General features: G+C 68.1%; 24 protein-coding genes, 1 tRNA gene and 1 riboswitch. Of the genes, 8 read left to right on the top strand and 17 right to left on the bottom strand.

The window, feature by feature from the left end; all coding sequences use genetic code 11:
• Nucleotides 1-37: 37 nt before the first annotated feature.
• The 3 genes from ACYVL2_RS00095 to ACYVL2_RS00105 all read left to right on the top strand — a co-directional run bounded on the left by ACYVL2_RS00095 (nucleotide 38) and on the right by ACYVL2_RS00105 (nucleotide 2,995).
• Entirely contained in the window at nucleotides 38-700 is a 663-nt protein-coding gene (locus ACYVL2_RS00095; RefSeq protein WP_460538912.1) for a MerR family transcriptional regulator, read from the top strand.
• A gap of 70 nt (nucleotides 701-770) precedes the next feature.
• On the top strand, nucleotides 771-1,580 hold the full coding sequence (locus tag ACYVL2_RS00100; protein WP_460538914.1) for a spermidine synthase: 810 nt from the start codon (nucleotides 771-773) through the stop codon (nucleotides 1,578-1,580).
• 269 nt (nucleotides 1,581-1,849) lie between these two features.
• Nucleotides 1,850-1,986, top strand: a riboswitch (cyclic di-AMP (ydaO/yuaA leader).
• Nucleotides 1,987-2,086: 100 nt separating this feature from the next.
• Nucleotides 2,087-2,995, top strand: a complete 909-nt coding sequence (locus ACYVL2_RS00105; RefSeq protein ID WP_460538916.1) for a C40 family peptidase — start codon at nucleotides 2,087-2,089, stop codon at nucleotides 2,993-2,995.
• Nucleotides 2,996-3,101: 106 nt separating this feature from the next.
• On the opposite strand, the gene ACYVL2_RS00110 is transcribed toward ACYVL2_RS00105, so the two are convergent.
• The gene (locus tag ACYVL2_RS00110) at nucleotides 3,102-4,058 is read right to left on the bottom strand and encodes a sigma-70 family RNA polymerase sigma factor (protein ID WP_460538918.1); all 957 of its coding nucleotides are present in this window, start codon (nucleotides 4,056-4,058) and stop codon (nucleotides 3,102-3,104) included.
• Nucleotides 4,059-4,657: 599 nt separating this feature from the next.
• Here ACYVL2_RS00110 and orn point away from each other — a divergent pair.
• Both orn and ACYVL2_RS00120 read left to right on the top strand, forming a co-directional pair.
• The gene (gene orn / locus ACYVL2_RS00115) at nucleotides 4,658-5,272 is read left to right on the top strand and encodes an oligoribonuclease (protein ID WP_460538920.1); all 615 of its coding nucleotides are present in this window, start codon (nucleotides 4,658-4,660) and stop codon (nucleotides 5,270-5,272) included.
• Nucleotides 5,273-5,350: 78 nt separating this feature from the next.
• Nucleotides 5,351-5,426, top strand: a tRNA-His gene (locus tag ACYVL2_RS00120).
• 319 nt (nucleotides 5,427-5,745) lie between these two features.
• On the opposite strand, the gene ACYVL2_RS00125 is transcribed toward ACYVL2_RS00120, so the two are convergent.
• From ACYVL2_RS00125 to ACYVL2_RS00190, 14 genes are all read right to left on the bottom strand, one after another.
• Entirely contained in the window at nucleotides 5,746-6,225 is a 480-nt protein-coding gene (locus ACYVL2_RS00125) for a DUF1707 SHOCT-like domain-containing protein (protein ID WP_460538922.1), read from the bottom strand.
• Nucleotides 6,226-6,259: 34 nt separating this feature from the next.
• Nucleotides 6,260-6,730 carry a DUF1707 SHOCT-like domain-containing protein gene (locus ACYVL2_RS00130; RefSeq protein ID WP_460538924.1) on the bottom strand — a complete coding sequence of 157 codons (471 nt, stop codon included), beginning with the start codon at nucleotides 6,728-6,730 and terminating at the stop codon, nucleotides 6,260-6,262.
• Nucleotides 6,731-6,780: 50 nt separating this feature from the next.
• Nucleotides 6,781-7,242 carry a DUF1707 SHOCT-like domain-containing protein gene (locus tag ACYVL2_RS00135; RefSeq protein WP_460538926.1) on the bottom strand — a complete coding sequence of 154 codons (462 nt, stop codon included), beginning with the start codon at nucleotides 7,240-7,242 and terminating at the stop codon, nucleotides 6,781-6,783.
• Nucleotides 7,243-7,265: 23 nt separating this feature from the next.
• The gene (gene map, locus ACYVL2_RS00140; RefSeq protein ID WP_460538928.1) at nucleotides 7,266-8,105 is read right to left on the bottom strand and encodes a type I methionyl aminopeptidase; all 840 of its coding nucleotides are present in this window, start codon (nucleotides 8,103-8,105) and stop codon (nucleotides 7,266-7,268) included.
• A 6-nt stretch (nucleotides 8,106-8,111) separates the two neighbouring features.
• Nucleotides 8,112-8,750 carry a nucleoside monophosphate kinase gene (locus ACYVL2_RS00145; RefSeq protein WP_460538930.1) on the bottom strand — a complete coding sequence of 213 codons (639 nt, stop codon included), beginning with the start codon at nucleotides 8,748-8,750 and terminating at the stop codon, nucleotides 8,112-8,114.
• 35 nt (nucleotides 8,751-8,785) lie between these two features.
• Nucleotides 8,786-10,123 (bottom strand): preprotein translocase subunit SecY, encoded by a 1,338-nt coding sequence (secY, locus tag ACYVL2_RS00150; protein WP_460538932.1) that lies wholly within the window; start codon nucleotides 10,121-10,123, stop codon nucleotides 8,786-8,788.
• 294 nt (nucleotides 10,124-10,417) lie between these two features.
• Nucleotides 10,418-10,891, bottom strand: coding sequence for a large ribosomal subunit protein uL15 (gene rplO / locus ACYVL2_RS00155; protein ID WP_460538934.1), 474 nt, complete (start codon nucleotides 10,889-10,891; stop codon nucleotides 10,418-10,420).
• A gap of 2 nt (nucleotides 10,892-10,893) precedes the next feature.
• On the bottom strand, nucleotides 10,894-11,076 hold the full coding sequence (gene rpmD, locus ACYVL2_RS00160) for an uL30 family ribosomal protein (protein ID WP_460538936.1): 183 nt from the start codon (nucleotides 11,074-11,076) through the stop codon (nucleotides 10,894-10,896).
• Between the two features lie 15 nt (nucleotides 11,077-11,091).
• On the bottom strand, nucleotides 11,092-11,721 hold the full coding sequence (gene rpsE, locus ACYVL2_RS00165) for a 30S ribosomal protein S5 (protein ID WP_460538938.1): 630 nt from the start codon (nucleotides 11,719-11,721) through the stop codon (nucleotides 11,092-11,094).
• Between the two features lie 178 nt (nucleotides 11,722-11,899).
• Nucleotides 11,900-12,814: a hypothetical protein gene (locus ACYVL2_RS00170; RefSeq protein ID WP_460538940.1), complete on the bottom strand. Its 915-nt coding sequence runs from the start codon at nucleotides 12,812-12,814 to the stop codon at nucleotides 11,900-11,902.
• Between the two features lie 18 nt (nucleotides 12,815-12,832).
• The gene (locus ACYVL2_RS00175) at nucleotides 12,833-13,729 is read right to left on the bottom strand and encodes a carbohydrate ABC transporter permease (protein WP_460538942.1); all 897 of its coding nucleotides are present in this window, start codon (nucleotides 13,727-13,729) and stop codon (nucleotides 12,833-12,835) included.
• An 11-nt stretch (nucleotides 13,730-13,740) separates the two neighbouring features.
• Complete coding sequence (locus ACYVL2_RS00180; RefSeq protein ID WP_460538944.1) at nucleotides 13,741-14,664, bottom strand: carbohydrate ABC transporter permease; 924 nt, start codon at nucleotides 14,662-14,664, stop codon at nucleotides 13,741-13,743.
• 30 nt (nucleotides 14,665-14,694) lie between these two features.
• Nucleotides 14,695-16,095 carry a substrate-binding domain-containing protein gene (gene ngcE / locus ACYVL2_RS00185; RefSeq protein WP_460538946.1) on the bottom strand — a complete coding sequence of 467 codons (1,401 nt, stop codon included), beginning with the start codon at nucleotides 16,093-16,095 and terminating at the stop codon, nucleotides 14,695-14,697.
• A gap of 17 nt (nucleotides 16,096-16,112) precedes the next feature.
• Nucleotides 16,113-17,051, bottom strand: a complete 939-nt coding sequence (locus tag ACYVL2_RS00190) for a MurR/RpiR family transcriptional regulator (protein WP_460538948.1) — start codon at nucleotides 17,049-17,051, stop codon at nucleotides 16,113-16,115.
• 134 nt (nucleotides 17,052-17,185) lie between these two features.
• Between ACYVL2_RS00190 and ACYVL2_RS00195 the strand changes: the two genes are divergently transcribed.
• Both ACYVL2_RS00195 and ACYVL2_RS00200 read left to right on the top strand, forming a co-directional pair.
• Nucleotides 17,186-18,145, top strand: coding sequence for an N-acetylglucosamine kinase (locus ACYVL2_RS00195; protein WP_460538950.1), 960 nt, complete (start codon nucleotides 17,186-17,188; stop codon nucleotides 18,143-18,145).
• A 225-nt stretch (nucleotides 18,146-18,370) separates the two neighbouring features.
• A complete protein-coding gene (locus ACYVL2_RS00200; RefSeq protein ID WP_460538952.1) occupies nucleotides 18,371-19,084 on the top strand; it encodes a hypothetical protein in 714 nt (237 codons plus the stop codon).
• Between the two features lie 17 nt (nucleotides 19,085-19,101).
• Here ACYVL2_RS00200 and murQ read toward each other — a convergent pair whose 3' ends face one another.
• Entirely contained in the window at nucleotides 19,102-20,055 is a 954-nt protein-coding gene (murQ, locus tag ACYVL2_RS00205; RefSeq protein WP_460538954.1) for an N-acetylmuramic acid 6-phosphate etherase, read from the bottom strand.
• An 89-nt stretch (nucleotides 20,056-20,144) separates the two neighbouring features.
• Here murQ and ACYVL2_RS00210 point away from each other — a divergent pair, with 89 nt between their 5' ends.
• Complete coding sequence (locus tag ACYVL2_RS00210; RefSeq protein ID WP_460538956.1) at nucleotides 20,145-21,032, top strand: MurR/RpiR family transcriptional regulator; 888 nt, start codon at nucleotides 20,145-20,147, stop codon at nucleotides 21,030-21,032.
• A 3-nt stretch (nucleotides 21,033-21,035) separates the two neighbouring features.
• On the opposite strand, the gene ACYVL2_RS00215 is transcribed toward ACYVL2_RS00210, so the two are convergent.
• Nucleotides 21,036-21,710, bottom strand: a complete 675-nt coding sequence (locus tag ACYVL2_RS00215; RefSeq protein ID WP_460538958.1) for a peptidoglycan recognition protein family protein — start codon at nucleotides 21,708-21,710, stop codon at nucleotides 21,036-21,038.
• Between the last annotated feature and the right edge of the window lie 35 nt (nucleotides 21,711-21,745).

Here is a 21,745-nt window from a genome sequence, read left to right on the forward strand (position 1 = left end):
GTAACGCTCGCGCGCGTTGGGGCCTACACTCCGTCTTATGCGCATCGGCGAGCTGTCGGAGCGGACCGGCGTCCCGGCCGCCACGATCAAGTACTACCTGCGCGAGCAGCTACTGCCGCCCGGGGAGCATCTCGAGGGCAACGTGGTGGAGTACGGGGGTGAGCATGTCCACCGGCTGCTGCTCATCCGGGCCCTGTCGGAGACGGCGGGCCTGTCGGTGGCGCAGATCGGCGAGGTGCTGAAGGTGTTGGCGCGGCACCCGGAGTCGGCGTTCCGGGCGCTCGGTGCCACGCTGGCGGCCACGCACCGCAATCCGCGGTTCTCGCTCGGCAGCGAGGGGGCGCTGCGGGCGGCCGAGCGGACCGTGGACGGGCTGCTCAGCGAGTACGGGTGGCTCGAGTACGCGCCGCCGAACTACCGGGACGCGATCGTGACGGCTCTGGCCGCCTACTACCGACTGGGCAATCCGGATCCGGTGGAGGTGCTGACGCACTACGCCGACGCGGCGGCGCAGCTGGCGTCGGCGGACATGGAGGCGATCGCGGAGGCGACACGCCCGGAGGGTGTGGACGTGGAGCAGGCGGTGGTGGGCACGGTGCTGGGCGAGACGGTGTTCGCGGCGCTGCGGCGCATCGCGCACATCGCGGCGTCGGCTCGGATCCAGTCGGGCGGGGGTACGTCGGGCACAATGGGTCCGTGATCCCTCGCCCGTCGCCCCGTAAGCCGGCGTCGCAAGCGGCGCCTCGGCCTGGACTGGAATCGCGGTGCCCATGCTGAACGCTCTCCGATTCGATGTCGACTCCGACCGTCCGAGTCTGCTGCATCTGGTCGCCGACGAGGTGGTGCAGTCGAGCATCGATCTCGACGATCCGGCCTATCTCGACGCCGAGTACATGCAGCGCATCTCGTACCTGGTCGACGCGGTCGCCGAGCCGAGGCGGCCGCTGCGGGTGCTGCATCTGGGTGCGGGGGCGTTGGCGATGGCGCGGTATGTGGCCGCGACGAGGCCGGAGTCGTACCAGCAGGCGGTCGAGACGAACGCCGAACTGGTGTCGCTGGTGCGGGCGGAGGCGCCGCTGCCGCGCAGGGTGCGGGTGAAGATCCGCCGGGCCGATGCCCGCGAGGCGCTCGAGGCGGCGCCGGACGGAAGCTATGAGCTCATCGTCACCGACGTGTACGAGCGGGCGCGAGTGCCGGCGCATGTGACCACTGTGGAGTTTTTGCGGGAGGCGAAGCGGGTGCTGCGCCCCGGCGGGCATTACGCGGTGAATCTGTGCGACGGGGGCCGGATGCGGTTCTTGAAGCCGGCGCTGGCGGCGATGGCCGAGGTGTGGGGCCGCTCGGCCGTGATGGCCGAGCCGGCGGTCCTTCGTGGGAAGCGGTTCGGGAACGTCGTGGCCGCGGCGGCCGACGTCGAGCTGCCGGTGCGGGAGCTGCGGCGCCGCTGCGCCGGTGCGCCGTTCCCGTGCCGGGTGCTGGAGGGCGGTGAGCTCGCCGAGTACATCGGCGGCGCCGTCCCGGCGACCGATGCCGCGGCGATGCCGAGCCCACCTCCTCCGGCCTCGCTCCGATCGTTCTAGGCGAGTCCGGCGGATGAGTGAAGCCGCTGGATAGTGACCCTCTCTACCTGCCTGTCCTCACTGTCCGTTACCGGATTGTGGATAATTTCACAACCTTCTTGGCGACGCCGGTCACGTCGACTAGCGTCAGCTCCTGTTCCGGTCGGGACGTCAGGACCTCCCCCAGAGGCCCTCCCGCCGGACCGCCGAACTGCGCGACGCGAGCCGGGCCCCATCCCTCCGGGTCCCGTCCTCGTCGAAGCGCAGGCCGGGAACCCACCGCGACGAGGAGACTCGTGAGGCCGGCGCCTGTGGCGCCGCCCGTTCGCAGGGGTGAATCCCGCCGTTGATCCCCATCTCGGCGGGTAGGGCGCGCTTCCCAGCCCGAACCCGACAGCTAACCCGGTAGGCGGCCGAGGAAGAAAGGCCATCCTGTGGACCGAGCCTGCCCCGAAACGCGAGAGCGTTCGCGAGCGAACGGCATCATCCGCCGAGCCGCCCTCTACGCAGGTGTCACCGCCATTGCCGTGAGTGTGGCCACCATCTTCGCGGCATCTCCCGCCGAAGCGGTCGACATCGACTATGACGAGGCGACCTCGGCGGAAATCGAAGACCATATCGCCGAACTCGAGACCGAACGGGCCGAGACCGAGGACCGCCTCGCGGACCTGCGGCAGCGGCTCAGCCAGGCCCGCGCGGTCATCGACGAGGTCAGCGCCGAATACGGCAGCCCCAAGGCCCGGCTCGACCGGGTCACCGTCGCCGTCGACTCCGCCGAGGAGGACCTCGGCGCGAAGATGGCGAGTCTGGTCGGCTTCGCCAAGGAGCAGACCGACCGGTTCGAGGAGGCCCAGGCGGCCACCGAGGACGCGATCGCGTTCGGGGCCGACATCGCCGAGGCCGAAGCGGCGATCGCCGAACTCGACGAGCAGATCGACGAGGCCGAGCAGGCCGCCGAAGCGGCGGCCGAAGCAGAGGCGCAAGCCGAGGCGGAGGCGGCGGCCGAGGCAGCGGCGGCGGAGGCCGCGGCGAGCGAGCCGGCCTCGAACTCCGATTCGGGTTCGAGCTCGGACACGGTCGCCTCGTACAGCTCCGACGCCGCGACCGCGGCGGTCGAGTTCGCCCGCGCGCAACTGGGCGAGCCCTACGTCTACGGCGCCGCCGGCCCGGACTCGTGGGACTGCTCGGGACTGGTCCAGGGCGCCTACGCGGTCTCCGGCATCTCGCTGACCCACTACACCGTCGCCATCTGGAACGAGACCACGCCGATCGACCGCTCCGACCTGCGGCCCGGCGACCTGGTGTTCTACGCCGGTCTCGGCCACATGGCCATCTACATCGGCGGCGGCGAGGTCATCCACGCGCCCAAGCCGGGCGATGTGGTGAAAACCGCCGGGATCGACATGATGGGCATCGACGGCTACCGCCGCGTCTGACCGAACCCTATATCATATATCCTATAGGAAATATAGTCGGCGCTCGGCGCACGACGAAGGGCCGGGGCTCACGCCCCGGCCCTCTTACGTCTTATCGCTCACGCAGTCAAGCGGCCTCCGCCATGACCTGGTCGTTCGCCAGTTCCTTCAGGCGCGCCAGCGCCTGGATCTCCAGTTGCCTGATGCGCTCGCGCGACAGGTGGAACCGGTGGGCGACCTCGGTCAGCGAGTGCTCCCGCCCGTCTTCGAGCCCGTAGCGGGCCTTGACGATTCCGGCGGAGCGCTCGTCGAGGTGGTTGAGCATCATCTCGATGCGCTGCCGCTCCATTCCGGCGAGCACGACGTCCTCAGGGCTCGGCTCGTCGGAGTCGGCGACCAGGTCGCCGAGGTTGGTATCGCCGTCGTCGCCGATCGGCGTGTCGAGGGAGACCGTGTCCTGGCTCCAGCGGATGAGCTCGTTGACCCGCTCGACGGTGACTCCCAGAGCCTTCGCGACTTGGTCGGGCTCGGGGTCGCCGCCCAGCTCACGGGTGAGCTGGCGGGTGACGTTGCGCATCCGGTTGACGTCCTCGACCAGGTGCACCGGCAGGCGCACGGTGCGCTCCTGCTGGGCGATCGCCCGGCTGATGGCCTGGCGGATCCACCACGTGGCGTAGGTCGAGAACTTGAACCCGCGCTGGTAGTCGAATTTCTCAACGGCGCGGACCAGGCCGGTGTTGCCCTCCTGGATCAGGTCCAGCATCGGCATACCGGAGCGAACGTAGCGGCGGGCGATCGACACGACCAGGCGCAGGTTCGCTTTGATGAACTGCTCCTTGGCGCGCGCCCCGTCCTCCACCAGGCGCTTCAGCTCCTTCTCGCCGGCACCCGCGAAGGTCTTCCCCTCGGCCAGCAGGTGCTTGGCGAACAGGCCGGCTTCGACCGCCTTGGCCAGTTCGACCTCGGCGGCTGCGTCCAGCAACGGCGTCTTGGAGATCTCGTGCAGGTAAACACCTACCAGATCTCGCTCCTCAGCGACCTCTTCGGTGGTGAGGGTGGGTGTAGTCGTAGTCTCCACGCTCAAGGTCTCCTCCAGCTTCCTCGTCCCCCGGGCACCGACTGAACGGTGCACTAGTTACAACGACCGCTTCGTTGCGTGGAATTCCGTGCCCCGGTGTTCGATACACCACGGTTACTGAACCGATGCCGTTCGGTGGCCCCTGGCGGGGCCGCCGCACCGACCCGATAACCCGGCCCTCAATGGAAGGCCTCGTTCACGGTTCCTATTCCCTAGACGGGGGTTCGGACCGATCATGATGCCGTTGAGATGGGTGTCACTGCTACCTCAGGAGGAGCATGCCGCCCATCGGCCTCGGTCACGGTATTGCCCGGTCCGCTTCATCGCAAACCTTCAATCTATAGGGGTACACGCGCTCTACCTTGAAAAAGTTGAGAGATAATCTCAATGCGGCCCCTATCACTGCGATGCCGACCGCAAAGGCCACGACTCTCTGATGCCTGCACCATAGCGGAACGTAAGGGTGACGAGCAACACCTTTCTTGGCGCACCGGAGTCGGATGTCGGGCACTCAGCGTTCCCGAACAATTGCGCACAGTGGTCGACTCGCTGATCGCGACCGACGAAGATCACGTTCAACGCAGCTGCAGCGTAGAGTTATGCAAGTGTCTGAAGAACGCCTAGTGTGGGTCGACTGCGAGATGACCGGCCTCGACCCCGAGACCGAAGCCCTCATTGAGATCGCCGCGCTCGTCACCGAACCCGACCTCACCCCGGTCGACGACGGCATCGACCTCGTGATCGCATGCGAACCCGCCAAGCTCGACAACATGGGCCCCGTGGTCACCGACATGCACGCCAAGTCCGGCCTGACCGACGAGGTCCGCGCGGCCGACGTCTCGCTGGACCAGGCCGAGGACGAGGTGCTCGAATACGTCAAGCAGCACGTGCCCGAGGCCCGCACCGCGCCGCTGTGCGGGAACTCGATCGCCACCGACCGCACCTTCATCGCCAAGTACATGCCCCGCCTCGACGACCACCTCCACTACCGGATGATCGACGTCTCCTCGATCAAGGAGCTGGCACGGCGCTGGTACCCCCGCGTCTACTACAACCAGCCGGCCAAGGGCCTGGCCCACCGCGCGCTGGCCGACATCAAGGAGAGCATCCGCGAACTCGAGTACTACCGCAAGACGGTGTTCGTGCAGCTCCCCGGCCCGAGCTCCGACGAGGCGAAGCAGGCCGTCGCCGAACTGGACGCTGAGACGCCGAACACCTGACCCGGTTGACGGAATCGCCCCGACCGCGGCTATGATTGTCGGCGGTTACCAGGGTTCCCTTGGTGAACTGAATACATGGTGGTCGTAGCTCAGCTGGTAGAGCGCTTGGTTGTGGTCCAGGAGGTCGCGGGTTCAAGCCCCGTCGATCACCCCATTGAGAAAGCCTCGCGGGCAACCGCGGGGCTTTTTCCGTGCCTCCAGCGCTCGGTGGTGGTCCAGGAGGTCGCAGCGCGAAGCGCCCTCAGCCCAGCAAGCCCCGTCGATCACCCCATGTTCTGCGAGGGCCTCGCGGGCAACTGCGGTGCCCTCTCCGTGCCTACCGGCCCCGCAGGCGACCGCGGGGCTCTTCTCTGCGCCGGTTCTGTCGCACCCGGAGGTTAGGTTCGGAGGCGATGACCCTCGGCCGACCTTCAGTCGTCCGTCGGAGAGCCGGCGAGGCGCCGGTGCGGGACCGGTGCCTCGTCGGTCTTCATTCAGAGGCGGGGCCTGCGGCGCTCGCGCTGCTTGCGGCGCTTCTCATCGAGGGTCGGGCGAATGATCTTCCGCTCGGCCACGGTCAAGGCTCCGGCGACGACCAGGAGCGGCATCACGACCCAGATCGGCCAGAAGTACTGCGTGTTGCCTCCGGTCAGTGCCATCACGAAGAGCCACACGCCCAAGTTGATGCCGATCGGGATGGACACTCCGAACCAGAGCCATTTGATCCACTGCGGCGTCGGGCTCCGCTCGGGCTCGCCGGCGTCCAGGATCGCTTGGTACGCGGGAAGGTCCAGGAGCACCACCTCGGCGTCGCCGAGCGTCTTCGCCTCCATGACGGACTCGACGCGCTTCTCGTACTCCTCGAGCGTCAGATATCCCTTGTCGACGGAGGACCGCAAGAGTTCGGCGAGGGCGCCGCGTTCGGCGTCGCCGATGCGCGTGCCGCGGTCACGGTAGCGCTCGAGTGAGGACATGGGGACTCCTTCTGGGTGTGCCGAGAAAGGGGCTTCAGCAGCCGTCGTCGCGATCGCCGGTGAGCCATTGGGCCAGGAAGATCGCGGCCATGATCCCGACCGGCCAAGCGGGCCAGAAGTACTGGACCTCTCCCGAGACGATCGAGGAGAGCAGCCAGATCGTGATCGTCGGTACGGCGACCCAGACCAGGCCGTGCAGCGACGAAGGCAGGCCACGATGGCCATGGCGGTGGTGGACGTGCCCGTGGCCGTCCTGCTCCCGTTCGGCGCGATCATCGGCGGGCGCGTCGAAGGTGCTCGGCGACCTGTCGTCGGTCCGGCCGAACGGCAGGTCGTCGAAGACGAGGTCGAGCTCGGCGTTCGTCTTCGCGCCGTACACCGCCCGCGTGCGCTCGTCGAACTCGGACAGCTCGAGGCGCCCCTCGTCGAGGGCTCGTTTGAGGAGGGCAACGGCTTCGTCCCGATCGGCGTTCGAGATGCGAAGCCTTCCTCGGTCTTCGCTCACAAGATCAGTATGGCATTCGTCTTCGGCTCTCGGCGGGCCCGCTCCCGTGCTCATTCGTCGTCTCCTCTGCTCGTCAACTTCTGGGCCAAAGTGATCGCACCGAGGCTGATGATCGCCCAGAACGGCCAGAAGCCCTGGGTCTCGCCGGTGATGAGGAGCACGAACAGCCAGATCGGGAGGGTGGTGCAGGAGACCCAGATGAGGGCCTGGGTCATCCCCGACAGCCGACTCCCGCCGCCTTCGACGCGTTCGCGCACGGCCGCCTCGCGCTCGGCTCGCTCCTCGGGAGTCAGATCGATGGTGTGCACCGAGCTGTCGTGGGCCCGACTCACCGGCAGATCCTGGAAGACCAGGTCGAGCTCGGCATTGGTCTTGGCCTCGTAGGTGGCCTTCGAACGCTCGTCGAACTCACTGAGCTCGATGCGTCCTTCCTCGAGGGCCTCCCGCAGCTGCTCTATGGCGCGCTCGCGTTCGGCGTTCGAGATCCGGACCCTTCCGGCGTCGTCATTCATGACGCCATTATGACATCATGACGTTATCGGCGTTGGGCCGCGCTCGCCGCCAGCTCTCCCAGCATCGCGACGCCGCCGTCGGGGGCGGTCAGGACCCACACGCCGTCGTCGCAGATCGCGATCGTGTGCTCGGTGTGCGCGGCGATGGAGCCGTCATCGGTGACGATGGTCCAGCCGTCCTCGAGTTCGGCGGTGTCCGGCGAGCCGAGGGTGATCATCGGCTCGATCGCCAGGGCCATGCCGGGCCGCAGCTTCGGGCCCTCGCCGGGATTGCCGTAGTTGAGGATGTGCGGGTCCTGGTGCATCTCGGTGCCGATGCCGTGCCCGCCGAATCCGGTCACGATCCCGTAGTCGCCGGCGGCGTCGACGGCGCGTTCGACGGCGTTCGAGATCCCGCCGAGGCGCTTGGCGGTGGCGGCGGCCCGGATGCCGGCCCACATGCCGGCCTCGCAGGCCTCGCGCAGCGCGGTCAATTCGGGGGCGACCCGGCCGACTTCGATGGTGATGGCCGCGTCGCCGTGCCAGCCGTCGAGGACCGCGCCGACGTCGACCGAGAGCAGGTCCCCGTCGGCCAAGACGGCCTCCTCGGAGGGGATGGCGTGGACGACCTGCTCGTTGACCGACGAGCAGATGGAGGCCGGAAAGGGCCCGTAGCCGATGTCATAGCCCTTGAACGATGGCACCGCGCCGGCCGAGCGGATGACGTCCTCGGCGATGCGGTCGAGTTCCGCCGTCGACACCCCGGCCTTGGCGTGGTCGCGCATGGCCTGATGCACCTCGGCGACGACGAGACCCGCGGCCCGCATCCTGCGGATCTGCTCGGGGGTCTTGTACTGGATGGTCCGGCGGCGACGGCGGAACACGGCGGCCTACTGGGCGTGCGAGCGGATCGCGGACATCGCCCGCTCGGTGACCTGCTCGACCTCGCCGACGGCGTCGATCCGTACGAGCTTGCCGCGCTCTTCGTAGTAGCCGACGATCGGCGCGGTCTGCTCGGCGTAGACCTTGAGGCGGTTCTTGATCGTCTCGGGCTGGTCGTCGCTGCGCTGGTACAGGTCGTCGGAGTCCGGGTCCGGCGGCGGGTCGAACTCGAGGTGGTAGACCTTGCCGGTGGATTTGGAGACGCGGCGGCCCGAGAGGCGGCGCACCACCTCGTCGTCGTCGACGGTCAGCTCCAGGGCCAGGTCGAGCCGGTGTCCGTGGCCTTCGAGCATGCGGTCGAGGACCTCGGCCTGCTCGGTGTTCCGGGGGTAGCCGTCCAGGAGGAAGCCGCCCTGGGCGTCCTCGTCGGAGAGCCGGTCGGCGACCATCTTGTTGGTGACCTCGTCGGGAACGAGGTCGCCGGCGTCCATGTACCGCTTGGCTTCGAGGCCCAGCTCGGTCCCTCCGGACACGTTGGCCCGGAAGATGTCGCCCGTCGAGATCTTGGGGACGCCGAGCCGCTCGGCGATGATCTCGGCCTGCGTTCCCTTGCCGGCCCCCGGGGGGCCTACCAATACCAGTCGCAAGTGTGCTCCTCCGTGTGTTCCAACGGCGCTGCCCGCTACCGCAGGAAGCCCTCGTAGTGGCGCTGCATCAGCTGGGACTCGATCTGCTTGACCGACTCCAGGCCGACACCGACCATGATCAGGACCGAAGTACCGCCGAACGGGAACTGAGCGAACAGCTGCTGGTTACCGAACGCGATGATGGCCAGGTTGGGAAGAATAGCGATCGTGGCCAGGTAGAGCGAACCGGGGAAGGTCAGGCGTGACAGGACTCGCTGCAGGTACGTGGCGGTGGGCTTGCCGGGCCGCACGCCGGGGATGAACCCGCCGGCCTTCTTCATGTTCTCGGCGACGTCGTCGACCTTGAAGGTGATCGAGACGTAGAAGTACGTGAAGAAGATGATCAGCGCGGTGTAGGTCAGGATGTAGACCCACGAGCCCTGGTTGATCAGGTAGCGGTCGACGAAGCCCGCCCACCAGGAATCGGTGTTCTGGTTGAGCTGGAGGAACAGCGTCGGGATGTACAGCAGCGACGAACCGAAGATGACCGGGATGATGCCGGCCTGGTTGACCTTGAGGGGGATGTAGGTCGAGGTGCCGCCGTACATGCGCCGGCCGACCATCTTCTTGGCGTACTGGACGGGGATGCGCCGCTGGGACTGCTCGATGAAGACGACGGCGACCATGATGGCGATGCCGACCGCGAGGATCGCGGAGAACATGAACCAGCCCTCGGACTGCTGCAGTCCCCAGAACTGGCCGGGCATCTGCGCCGCGATCGAGGCGAAGATCATCAGGCTCATGCCGTTGCCGACGCCGCGCTCGGTGATCTGCTCGCCGAACCACATGATGATGGCGGTGCCGGCGACCATGACGGCGACGACGGTGACCACGGAGAGCCAGTAGGGCGCTCCGACCTCGGTGCCGGAGAGGTCCGGGAGGATCGGGGTGGGGCATTCGGTGTTGAACAGGATGCCCGAGCGGGCCAGCGCGATGTAGCCGGAGGCTTGGAGGAGCGCCAGGCCCAGGGTGAGGTACCGGGTGTACTGGGTGATCTTGGCCTGGCCCGGCTGGCCTTCCTTGCGCAGCTGCTCCAGTCGGGGGATCACGACCGTCAACAGCTGCATGATGATCGAGGCGGTGATGTAGGGCATCACGCCGAGCGCGAACACCGAGAGCTGTAGGAGCGCTCCACCGGTGAACATGTTCAGGAGTCCGAACACGCCGGTGTCGTCGTCGGGGGCGGCATCCAGGCAGCTCTGCACCGCGGCATAGTCGATACCGGGGCTCGGCATCTGCGCACCAAGACGATACAGCGCGATGATCATCAAGGTGAACAGGATCTTCTTGCGCAGATCGGGGGTCCGAAACGCGCTTATGAAGGCGGAGAGCAAAGCAGTTCCTCCTGAACAAGCCCCATGGAGGGGCCTCCCGACAGGGCCGCTGGCTACGGTTCCTGCCGTGGTTACCAGTGGGCGTGTTTTATGGTCCAAGCGCGGGGCTCACGCGCCGAGGTAGACGGTGATCCCCGCTACGGGAGCCTAGCAGGCGGTTCCAGACGCAGAGTATTCGGCATTAGCATGACGAATCGGGCCGGAGTTCACTCCGACCCGATTCGTGGATCACGTGTTCGATATGATCCCGGCCACCATGGCTTCCGTTGGGGGCCAAGGGCGGTTCGGCGGCGATTACTCGCCCAAGGGCTCGCCGGTCTTCTTGTCGACCACGGTGGTCGTGCCGCCGGCGGCGGTGACCTTCGTGGTGGCCGAAGCCGAGAACGCGTGGGCCTTCAGGTCGAGCTTGACGCCTTCGACCTCACCGGATCCGAGGACCTTGATGAGCTCGTTCTTGTTGAGCACGCCCTTCTCGATGAGCTGCTCCGGTCCGACCTCGCCGCCGTCGGGGAAGAGCTCGACGAGTCGGTCGAGGTTCACCACCTGGTAGACGGTCTTGTTGTACGGCTTGAAGCCCTTGAGCTTCGGCAGCCGCATCTGGAGCGGCATCTGGCCGCCCTCGAAGCCGGCCTTGACGTTCTTGCGGGCCTTGGTGCCCTTGGTGCCGCGCCCGGCGGTCTTGCCCTTCGAGCCCTCACCGCGACCGACGCGGGTCTTGGCCTTCTTGGAGCCGGGAGCCGGCTGCAGGTCATGAATGCGGATCGCCATGACTACTCGACCTCCTCGACTTCGACCAGGTGCCGGACACTGTTGACCATGCCGCGGAACTCCGGACGGTCGTCTTTGACGACCGTGTGGCGGATCTTGCGCAGACCGAGGGTCCGCATGGTCTCGCGGTGCTTCGGCTTGGCGCCGATCGTGGAGCGGACCTGGGTGATCTTCAAACGTGCCATCGACTCGATCCCCCCTTACGCCTGCGCGGCCTGAGCGGCCTCGGCGCGGGCGCGCAGCAGACCGTGGGGAGCGATGTCCTCCAGCGGCATGCCACGGCGGGCCGCGACGGCCTCAGGGCTCTCGAGCTGCTTGAGCGCGTGCACCGTCGCGTGGACGATGTTGATCGCGTTCGAGGAGCCGAGCGACTTCGACAGAACGTCGTGGACGCCGGCGCACTCGAGGACGGCGCGGACCGGGCCGCCCGCGATCACGCCGGTACCGGCGGAGGCGGGCTTGAGGAGCACGACGCCCGCGGCGTCCTCACCGAGGACCTCGTGCGGGATGGTGCCGCCGATGCGCGGAACCTCGAAGAATGCCTTCTTGGCCTCTTCGACGCCCTTGGCGATCGCGGCGGGCACTTCCTTGGCCTTGCCGTAGCCGACGCCGACCTTGCCTTCGCCGTCGCCGACGACGACGAGCGCGGTGAACGCGAAGCGGCGGCCGCCCTTGACGACCTTGGCCACGCGGTTGATGGTGACGACGCGCTCGATGTGCGGGGACTTCTCGGCGCGGTCGCGTCCGCGACCGCCGTCCCGGCCCCCACGGCCGCCGCGGCCGCGGCGCTCGCCGCCGGCCCCGCCGCCTTGTTGCTGTTGATCAGCCACGAGACTGATTCCCTTCACTGCTAAACGCCAGCCTGTTGGGGCTGACTCGCTTCACTTTCCCGGGCCGGAGGCCCGGCAGAACGTGCGCTTGACGCGCAACCCCTCGATTATGCCTGCTCAGCACTGGCGCGCCTACCACCGGGGTGGGGTTGAGGCGGCCGACACAGCGAGTGTTCGTTCAGACCGGTGCGGCGGCGTCCCAGGCGGCGTTGGACAGGAGGGTGCTCAGTTCGATGCCGGCGTCCTCGAATTCGGGGCCTACGGCCCGGAACAGCGGCATCGGGTCGAAGTAGCCGATGACGCCGTTGCCGGAGGCGTCGGACCAGACGTGGAACTGCACCGGGTTGGCCACGCCTATCGCAGGGGAGGCCTCGTAGAGGTCGGCGTAGTAGGCCGAGTCCTCGCCTTCGACGGCGAAGACGAGGGTGGTGCCCGCCGCTTCGTAGGCGATCCGGTCGATCAGCCGCAGGCCGGCCTCGGCGGCGGTGCGTTCGAGGGCCTCGGTGAGCTCCGGCGCGGGGATCTCGGAGGGGATCTCGGTGTAGGTGACGTCGGTGGGGTCGCCGGCTTCGGCGGTCCCGCCGGTGGCCTCGGCCACCGCCGCGGTGAGGCCGGCGAGCAAGGTCTCGCCCCGCTCGGCGAGTGCCGGGTCGTCGCCGTCGATCGCCGAGAGGAACGGCACGGGGTCGAAGAAGCTCACGTGGGACCCGTCGGCGTCGCTCCAGGCGTGGACCCGCACGGGCAGGGCCGCCCCTTCGCCGGAGGTGGAGCGTTCGGGGGCCTCGGTCGGCTCGATGTCGTCGACCGCGAAGCCGCACCAGGCGTCGGAGGCCGGGTCGGTGGCGTCCTCGTGGACCACGAAGCCGGCGGCCAGCTCGCCGCCGAGGTCGGCGCAGAGGGCCGCGATGTCCTTATCCGAGGACGCGGTGAGGAGCTGCGCGGTGTGGGCCTCGAAGTCGGGCGCCGGCCCGAACATGCGGTCGTCGGTCGCGCTCTCCAGTGCCGCGTCGGGCGGCGGGGCCTCGTCGGTGCAGCTCGCGGTCAGGGCCGAGGCGGCCAGCAGGGCCGCCAGCGCCGTTCCGGCTTTCGTCATCGGATCGCCCTCCTCTTGTCATTTGATCGCTCCGGCGGTCAGTCCGGCTTGGATCTGGCGCTGGAAGATGATGTAGGCGATGAAGATCGGCACCATCGCCATCACGGTTCCGGCGAACAGGGCGCCGGGGTCGCCCTCGTATCCCTGCCGCAGGGCCAGGTTAGCGAGGCCCTGCGAAATCACGGCGTCTTCGGGGTCTCTAAGGAGGACCAGCGGCAGCAGGAACTGGTTCCACTGGCCGATGATGTTGAAGATGGTGATGGCGATCAGTCCGGGTTTGGCCATCGGGAGCATGACGCGGAAGAACAGCCGGTAGTGGCCGGCGCCGTCGATGAGGGCCGCTTCGGCGACCCCGGTGGGGAGGGTTTTGAAGAACGCGGTCAGGAAGAAGACGGTGAACGGCAGCGAGTAGGCGATGTAGACGAGTATCAGGCCCGGGTAGGTGTTCAGCAGCCCGGCGTTCTGCAGGGTCTTGAACAGCGGGAACAGGGCCAGGAAGACCGGGAACATCATGCCGCTGGCGAAGCCGAAGTAGATGATCCGGTTGCCGCGGAACTCGTAGCGGGCGATCACGTAGGCGGCCATGGCGCCCAGGAGCATGGTGCCGGTGACCGAGAACGCCATGATCTGGATGGTGTTGATGAAGTACTTGCCGATGTTGCCGTTGGTCCAGGCGCTGACGTAGTTCTCCCACTGAGGCGCGGCGGGCAGTCCCAGCGGGTCGGCGGCGATCTCGCGGGTGGTCTTGAACGAGGTCAGGACGATCCACAGGACCGGAACGACCACCATCAGGGCCCACAGCCACAGGAAGCCGTGGGAGAAGGCGTTCATGATCCGGCCCTCGTGCTCGGGCGGACGGGGGCGCTTGGGGGCGGCGGGTTCGGCGGCGGTCTTCTCGGGGGCCTCGGTGGTCATGGGTTCGCTCCTCAGTATTCGATCCGCTCGCGCCGGCCGAAGCGCAGCGACACGACCGCCAGCGTCATCGCGGCGAAGAACAGGACCACCCCGAGCGCGGAGGCGAAGGCCTGTTCGGCGTGGTTGAACGCGTACTTCCAGATGACGCCGCCGACCACTTCGCTCGCTCCGTCGGGCCCGCCGCGCTCGGGGGTCATGATGTAGATGAGGACGAACACGTCGAGGGCGATGATGCTCAGGTAGATCCAGGCGGTCTGCACCGAGTCCCACAGCAGCGGCAGGGTGATCTTGAAGAAGGTCTGGAAGCGCCCGGCGCCGTCGATGATCCCCGCCTCGTAGAGGTCCTTGGGTATGGAGGCCATCGCCGAGGAGAAGAACACCAGATAGAAGCCCACGGCGCTCCAGACCAGGACGGCGATGACGGCCAAGAGCACGAAGCGCTTGTCGGCCAGGAACCCGTTGGCCGGGGCGGGGAGGCCGACGGCCTGGAGTCCGCCGGTGATGAGGCCGCCGAAGTTCCCGGGGGCGTACACCTGCTTCCAGAGGATGCCGATGATGGCCACCGAGAGGACCTGCGGGAAGAAGTAGACGACCTTGTGGAACTTCGCGCCGCGCACGCCTTCGATGCGGCCCTGGCGGGATCGGCCGCCGACGTTGAGCATGAAGGCGAAGAACAGCCCCAGGACGATGGTGACGACCGGGAGCACCACGAGGATGATCGCGGTGTGCCGGATCGCGGGCATGACCAAGCGCTCGTCCTGGAACAGGTTGATGTAGTTGTCCAGTCCGATGTAGTCAAACTGGTTGGTCGATCCGCTCCAGTCGGTGAAGGAGATCCGGAAGGCCTCGGCGAACGGCTGGATGACCAGCCAGACGTACAGCCCGACCGGCAGTGCCAGAAAGCTCAGGATGAACGGGTACTTGCCGTGTCTCATGATCGGTCCGCTCTGCTCAGGCCGTTCCGGTTACGCGTCGTGGGTGAACTTCTCGATGCCGTCGTCGGCGGCCGTCTCGTCGGCGACGGTCTGCATCCGGTCGATGAATTCGTCCGGTGTGGATTCGCCTGCCATGAGCGAACCGAGCGAGGCGCGGACCTCTTCGTTCATGTTCGTGTACCAGAAGCGGAACCGCGGCTGGAACAGGTCGTCGGGGTTGGACACCAGCTCGTCGGTGAGCTGGGCGGCCAGGTTGTCGAGTTCGACGCCCTTGACGACGGTGGCGGCCGAGACGGTGTCGCCGAAGATCTGCGAGCCCTCCTTGGAGAGCATGATCCGCAGGTACTCGTAGGCGCCGGGCTTGTTGGCGGCCCTCTCGGGCACGACGAACGGCTCCTCGCCGCCGGCGCTGATGAGCCCTGGCTGCTTGCTGCCTTCGAGGTAGGGCACGCCCATCGGGGCGTATTCGAAGCCCTCTGGGGCGATGCCCTTCTGCTCGTTGGGGAGCCACGAGCCGACGGGGATGAACGCCGCCTCGTGGTTGTTGAACGCCGTCTGCGACTGGATGTGGTCGATGCCCGGGGTGCCGTCGAGGATGTAGCCGGCCTCCCAGAGCCCGTACATGGCTTCGGCTGCGGCCACGACCGAGTCGTTGCGCCAGGCGTCGGGCTCGAGGTGGTCGATGGCCTTGAGGACGTCGACGCCGCCGTGGCGGCCGGCCAGGATGAGGAACATGTCGTACAGGTAGACCGGGTGCTGGCCGGCGTACGTCCACGGCGCGATCCCCTCGGCCTGGATGGCCGGGCACAGCTCGAGCATCTGGTCCCAGGTCTGGGGCGGCTCCCAGCCCTTGTCGGCGAACAGGGCCGCGTCGTACCAGATCGTCCACGCCGAGAACACGTAGTTGAGGGCGTAGACCTTGCCGTTGAAGGTGCCGGCGTCCAGGACGCCGTCGCGGAGGGTGTCGCGGACGGTCAGTTCCGGGTCATCGTAGGACGGCGCTTCGAGCAGCGGGGTGAGCTCGGCGAGCTCGCCGTCGGTGACGAGCGCGTCCATGGGGATCTGCTGGGCGCCGGAGTTGTCGAGCACGTCGCACGGCTTGCCTTCGGCGAACCGGGGCTGCTGGGTCTCGGCGATCGCCTGGGTGGCCAGGTGGCTGATCTCGGCGTCGGGGAAGGCCCGGTTGTAGATCTCCTGATGCTGTACGGCGTACTCGTTGCCGAAGCCGCCGTCGAAGATGACGACGTCGAGCGGCGCGGCCGGGTCGACGCCGAAGGGGTTCTCGGCGTCGTCGCCGACGCTGACGTCTTCGGTGTCGGCGTCGCTTCCTCTGGTGGCGCAGGCGCCCAAGGACGTGGCGGCGACTCCGGCCGCGGTGGTCCCCAGGAGCCTGCGACGGCTGAAGTTGGGGGTTGAGATCGGCTTCCTCATGGGCTTGCTCCTAAGGGTTATCGGTCGTTGCGCTGTCTGAGTGGACGGTGGCCCACCACGGCCCGTGCTCGGGATTCGAGGGCTTCCATCGTTTCGGGGAACCGCCGCTGCGCCACGGCGATGTAGACCAGGTCGGCGACGAGCAGCTGGGAGTGCCGGGCGGCCAGCACGTCGGCGCGGAAACCGGTCTGCCGGGTGGCCGAGAGCAGTTCCACGTCGGCGACCTCGGCGATCGGCGAGTCCGGGTAGGCGGTGATCGCGACGGTGAGCGCTCCTCGGCTTCCGGCCTCGGTGAGCATCTCGATGGTCTCGGCGGTGGTCCCCGAATGGGAGGCGGCGATGGCGACGTCGTCCTTGCCGAGCAGCGCGGCGCTGGCCAGCGCGTCGTGGACCTCGGTCCAGGCCCAGGCGGCGATGCCGGTGCGGTAGAAGCCCATCTGGAGTTCGCGGGCGACGATCGCGCTGGTGCCGACGCCGTAGACGTCGACGCGGCGGGCCTGTGAGACGGCTGCGGCGACCTGTTCGACCGCTGCGAGGTCGAGGGTGTCGACGGTGTCGCGCAGCATGGCGGCGTCGACGGTGATGAGCTGCTTGAGGACGCGGTCGAGGGAGTCGTCGGGGGCGATCTCCTGGCCGATGTTGACGTCCCAGCCGGTCTCGGAGCGGGCCGAGGCGCGGCCGGTCTCGGTGGCGATGGCGACGCGCAGGGCGGCGTAGCCGTCGTAGCCGAGGTGGCGGCAGAAGCGGGTGATGGTGCCCGGGGAGGTGCCCGAGAGTTCGGCGAGGTCCATGATGGTGGCGCGGGCGGCCCCTTCGGGGTCGGCCAGAACTTGTTCGGCGACCCGGGAGAGGGCCTCGGAGAGCTCGCCCGCCTGGCGGCGGATGCGTTCGATCACCCCTGCTTCGGACACCGCGCGTTCGGCGTCGTCGGGGGCGTCGGCACTGCTGCGGGCCATTTGTGGTCTCCCTCACCTGCTGGTTGTGAAAAAAGTATTATCCAAAGCGGTTCCGTGTCAATATCCCAAGAATTATTTTTACAGTCACGCGGGTTGCGATCCGGTAACGTGACGGCCTAGGAGAATGAGCCCCCATGCGTACTCCCCTGTTCCTCGGCATCGACGCGGGCGGCACCCGCACCCGCGCGGTGCTCGCCGACGCGGACGGCGACATCATCGGCACCGGCGAGGCCGGACCGGCCAATGTGGTCGGACCTGAGCAGGAGCGGGCGCTGCTGCGCATGGGCGAGGCCGCCGCGGCCGCGCGCGGCGCTACAGGACCGGAGTCGATCGCGGCCGTCTGCGCCGGGGCGGCGGGCGTCCTCTCGCTTCCGGAAGTGGTCGGCGAGCGGTTCGGCGACCAGCTTCAAGGCGTGCTCGGCGTCGATAGGCGACCGGACATGGTCTCCGACACCGTGACCGCCTTCGCGGCCGGCACCGCCGAGCCCGACGGCACCGTCGTCATCGCCGGGACCGGCGCGGTCGCGCTGGCGGTGCGGGGCCACACCGAGCCGGTCGCGCGCGCCGACGGCCACGGCTGGCTGCTGGGCGACGCCGGATCGGGGTACTGGATCGGGCGCGAAGCGGTGAGCGCGACCCTGCGGCACCTGGACGGGCACGGACCCGGCGGCTGGATGGCGGAGGCGGTCATCGCCGAGATCGCCCCGCCCAGCCGCGCCTCGGCCGCGATCATCGGCAGGTGCATGGCCGATTCGCCGGTGCGGCTGTCGCGCTTCGCGCCGATCGTGTGCGAGGCCGCCGACGGCGGCGACCCGGTGGCCGCCGGCATCGTCGAGCGCGCCGTGGCGCATTTGTCCGACACCGCCGTGGCTGTCGCGGAGGCGCGGCTGCCGGTGGTCCTGGCTGGGAGCCTGTTGACGCGCGAGACTCCGGTCGCGCGGGGACTGCGGGCGCTGCTGTCCGAACGGTTGCCGGACGCGCCGTTGCTGGCCGCGGCCGAACCGGCGCGCGGCGCGGCATGGCTGGCCGCCCGCGCCCGCATCTCGGACGCCGCCGAACGCCGCCGCCTGCACCGGCGGCTCACCGAGGAATAAGATGTGTCTGAACCGTCCGCACTTCCATCGAATTGATCCTCTGCCGTCGTCCAAGAGCTTACTCAATCCGGACGAATTGTAGTTTATGTCGGGCTCGAGTCGACCATTCCAATTGTTTGATAGCTCCGCTATAGGCTGCGTTTCAGCTGGTCAATGCGGTTTTAGGTCGCAAAAGACAGCCAGGCCGCCCTCGGCTCGAAACTAATGTGATGCTAATCTCACTCTATGAGTTTCGAGCCTGATTCCGATGAACCCCAAGGCGATTCCGAGCCACTCGCTCAATACGGTCGTTCCACCCGCCGACTGAGCTGGAAAGACCGCGCCAATCAGTTTCCAGGCCGACTTCGGGCTCATCCGTACAGGTTGGCGGCGACTGTCGGCCTCACCGCATTGCTTGTCGGCATGTTGATCGGACACACGGCCTCCGGACCCCGCCGCGCTGAGCTCGACCACCTTGAGACCGAGCACGCCGCAGCAACGGAAACGGTTTCGGACCTCAGCGCAGAGATCGACGAGCTTGAGTCCGAGGTCACCGAGCTCCATGACCAGATCGATGAGAGAGATGCGATCATCGAGGAGATCGACGACCGTGAAGCCGAGCTCGATGACCGTGAGGCGTCGCTCGACGATCGCGAAGCCGAGCTCGACGGCTTCGAATCCGATCTCGAAGAACGCGAAGAGGCCGTCACGCAGACTGAGGCCGAGGTAGAGGCCAATACCATCGACGGGGACGGCATATGGGTGGTCGGCGAAGAAATCGAACCCGGAATCTACAAGGCGCAGGGCTCAGGCTCTGCATGTTATTGGGCGAGGTTGGACTCGCTGGACACCTTCGACATCATCAACAACCACTTCGGTTCGGCCAAGGTCACCGTCGAAATCCGCAGCAGCGATACCGCCTTCGAAACCTCCGGGTGCGGTTCATGGCTGAAGCAGTAGCGTCGGCCTCATTGCACTCACCAAGAAGGCTTGCCTCCATCAGCGCCGGCGGCGAGGGCCTCGGAGAGCCGTCCTCCGGCGTGGTCGAGGCGCGATTCGGCGGTGCGGGCGTCCACGTCGTGTTCGATCATGACCACCGCGGTCTTGATCCGGTTGCCCGCCGCCTCCAGCGCCCGCTCGGCCGATCCGCGGTCGGCGCCGGTGATCTCGCAGATCATGCGCACCGCCCGGTCGGACAGCTTCGAGTTGAGCACCCGCATGTCCACCATGTAGTTGCGGTGCACCTTGCCGAGTTTGACCATCGCGATCGTCGAGATCATGTTGAGCACGAGCTTCTGGGCCGTGCCCGACTTCAGCCGGGTCGAACCGGCCACGACCTCAGGTCCCACCGGGACCTCCAAGGCGTGCTCGGCGGCGGCCGAGAGCACCGTGCCCCGGTTGCAGGACAGCCCGACGGTGAGCGCGCCGCGTTCGCGAGCGGCGCGGATCGCGGCGACCACGAACGGGGTGCGGCCGCTGGCGGTCAGGCCGACCACGGCGTCGTCGGGTCCGATCCGCTCGGCTTCGATGGCGGCGAGGGCGGCGGCGGTGTCGTCCTCGGTGCCCTCCTGAGCGCCCGACTCTGCGGCCCGGCCTCCGGCGAGAATGGCCTTGACCAGATCCGGCGGGGTCGAGAACGTGGGCGGGCACTCGGCGGCGTCCATGACCGCGACCCGACCGGCCGTTCCCGCGCCGACGTAGCGCAGCCGCCCGCCTCGGGCCAGCCGTTCGACGATGGCGTCGACGGCCTCGGCGAGCTCGGGGAGCATGGACGCCACCGCCTGCGGGACGGTAGCGTCGGCCGCGTTCATGGTGCGGGCCAGCTCCAAGGTCGGCAGGTGGTCGATCCCGGCGTAACGGGGATCGGCTTGTTCGGTCGGCAGCGCCGCCAGAACGGCGTTCGCGTCGTTGTCGTCGGTCGCATCACTCACACGAGCGAGCCTAGCGCAATGGAGAGAAATTTCATCAACCTCTGATCGGTTGAAGAAATCTACCGATACGTCGGGTGTACGGTGACCTCATGTCTGCCAGCCGCACCGACACGCCGAACCTCCTGGTGCTCATCAAATCACTCCTCCCCTCGCTCTCGAAGGCCGAGACGAAGGTCGCCCAGGAGATCATCCGCGAGCCCGAGGCGGCCTCGACGCGCACCATCACCGAGCTCGCCCGCGCCGCGGGCACCTCCGAGGCCACCGTCGTGCGGTTCTGCCGCTCACTGGGCCTGACGGGGCACCGCGAACTGCGCATGCGCGCGGCCCAGGCCGTCATCGGCTCCGGCGAGGGGCCGGACCGGGAGATCGCCGGCGGCGACATCCCGACCGGCGCCGACATGTCGCGCATCATCGCGACCGTCAGCTACGCCGACGTCGGCGCGATCACCGACACCGCCGACGCGCTCGACGTAGAGGCGTGCGAGGCCGCCGTCGCGGCCCTGGCGCGCGCCGGGCGCGTCGACGTCTTCGGCGTGGCCGCCTCCTGGATCGTCGCCTCGGACCTGGCACAGAAGCTCCACCGCATCGGCTGCACGGCCTTCAGCTGGCCGGACGTGCACGCCGCGCTGGTGGCCACGGCCCTGGCCGGGGACCGGGACGCGGCGGTGGGCATCTCGCATTCGGGGGCGACGACCGAGACGGTCGAGTTCCTGGAGGCCGCCCGCGACCGCGGCGCGACGACCGTGGCGATCACCAACCACGCCCGCTCGCCGCTGGCGCAGACGGCCGACCTGGTGCTCACCACGGCGGCGCGCGAGACGACGTTCCGGTCGGGGGCGACGGTCAGCCGCATCACGCAGCTCATGGTCGTCGACTGCCTGTTCGTCGGGGTCGCCGCCAAGCTGCGCCGCCGCTCCACCAAGGCCCTCGCCGCGACCGCCGCCGCGGTCTCGGGCCGCCTGCGGCCCGCTTCCTGACGCTTACCAGCCGCGCACGTCCTCGACCTCCCGCCGCAGCCGCGGCAGTCGGTCGTGGATGATGCCGGGGCACAATGTGGACCCGAAGTCCTTGTGCCCGTAGATCCGGTGGGAGGGCAACCCGTACTGCTCGCAGACATAGGCGCACAGGGTCACCAGGACCTCCCACTGCGCGTCGGTCGGGACGGCGCCGTCGTGGTAGGCGCCTTCGCTCGCGATGCCGATCGCCCGCGTGTTCTGGCCGGCGGTGTGGATGCCCTGGATGAAACGGTTCCCGGCCGCGAGCGCGTTCAGGCTGCCGGTGCAGCCCTCGGTGATCCAGCCGCCGCGGCTGACGATGAAGTTGTATCCCGAGTCGCGCCAGCCGTTGTCGTCCATGTGCAGATCCTGGACCCAGCGGGCGTGGGCGTGTGCCCGGGATCGCGAGAAGTCGTTGGAGTTCGCCGAGACGGTGTGGTGCACGATGAGCTTGTCGGGGCTGCCCCAGATCACGGGGTTGCTGCCGCGGGGCCGACGGGCGCCCCACTCGGCGGTCGAGTCGATGTCGGGTTCGACGGCCGCCGTGGAGCTCTGCGCGGCGGCGGGGGCGGCGAGTCCGGCGAGGCCGGTGACGCCGAGGAGTCCGGCCGCGCCGGCCCCGAAGAGCAGTCTGCGTCGGATGTGCTGGTGGATGTCCATGCCTGCCTCCAGAATGTGCGGGAGGGCGGCCCGAT

The sequence above is a fragment of the Glycomyces halotolerans genome (genome assembly GCF_054779575.1).

Excerpts from the sequence above, each read along its gene's own strand:
- ACYVL2_RS00180 (WP_460538944.1), bottom strand. The coding sequence starts at position 14,664 with ATGAGACACGGCAAGTACCCGTTCATCCTGAGCTTTCTGGCACTGCCG.
- ACYVL2_RS00125 (WP_460538922.1), bottom strand. The coding sequence starts at position 6,225 with ATGTCCTCACTCGAGCGCTACCGTGACCGCGGCACGCGCATCGGCGAC.
- ngcE (WP_460538946.1), bottom strand. The coding sequence starts at position 16,095 with ATGAGGAAGCCGATCTCAACCCCCAACTTCAGCCGTCGCAGGCTCCTG.
- ACYVL2_RS00170 (WP_460538940.1), bottom strand. The coding sequence starts at position 12,814 with ATGACGAAAGCCGGAACGGCGCTGGCGGCCCTGCTGGCCGCCTCGGCC.
- rpmD (WP_460538936.1), bottom strand. The coding sequence starts at position 11,076 with ATGGCACGTTTGAAGATCACCCAGGTCCGCTCCACGATCGGCGCCAAG.
- ACYVL2_RS00215 (WP_460538958.1), bottom strand. The coding sequence starts at position 21,710 with ATGGACATCCACCAGCACATCCGACGCAGACTGCTCTTCGGGGCCGGC.
- ACYVL2_RS00195 (WP_460538950.1), top strand. The coding sequence starts at position 17,186 with ATGCGTACTCCCCTGTTCCTCGGCATCGACGCGGGCGGCACCCGCACC.
- ACYVL2_RS00135 (WP_460538926.1), bottom strand. The coding sequence starts at position 7,242 with ATGAATGACGACGCCGGAAGGGTCCGGATCTCGAACGCCGAACGCGAG.
- ACYVL2_RS00175 (WP_460538942.1), bottom strand. The coding sequence starts at position 13,729 with ATGACCACCGAGGCCCCCGAGAAGACCGCCGCCGAACCCGCCGCCCCC.
- rplO (WP_460538934.1), bottom strand. The coding sequence starts at position 10,891 with ATGGCGATCCGCATTCATGACCTGCAGCCGGCTCCCGGCTCCAAGAAG.
- ACYVL2_RS00100 (WP_460538914.1), top strand. The coding sequence starts at position 771 with ATGCTGAACGCTCTCCGATTCGATGTCGACTCCGACCGTCCGAGTCTG.
- ACYVL2_RS00190 (WP_460538948.1), bottom strand. The coding sequence starts at position 17,051 with ATGGCCCGCAGCAGTGCCGACGCCCCCGACGACGCCGAACGCGCGGTG.
- ACYVL2_RS00210 (WP_460538956.1), top strand. The coding sequence starts at position 20,145 with ATGTCTGCCAGCCGCACCGACACGCCGAACCTCCTGGTGCTCATCAAA.
- ACYVL2_RS00200 (WP_460538952.1), top strand. The coding sequence starts at position 18,371 with ATGAGTTTCGAGCCTGATTCCGATGAACCCCAAGGCGATTCCGAGCCA.
- ACYVL2_RS00095 (WP_460538912.1), top strand. The coding sequence starts at position 38 with ATGCGCATCGGCGAGCTGTCGGAGCGGACCGGCGTCCCGGCCGCCACG.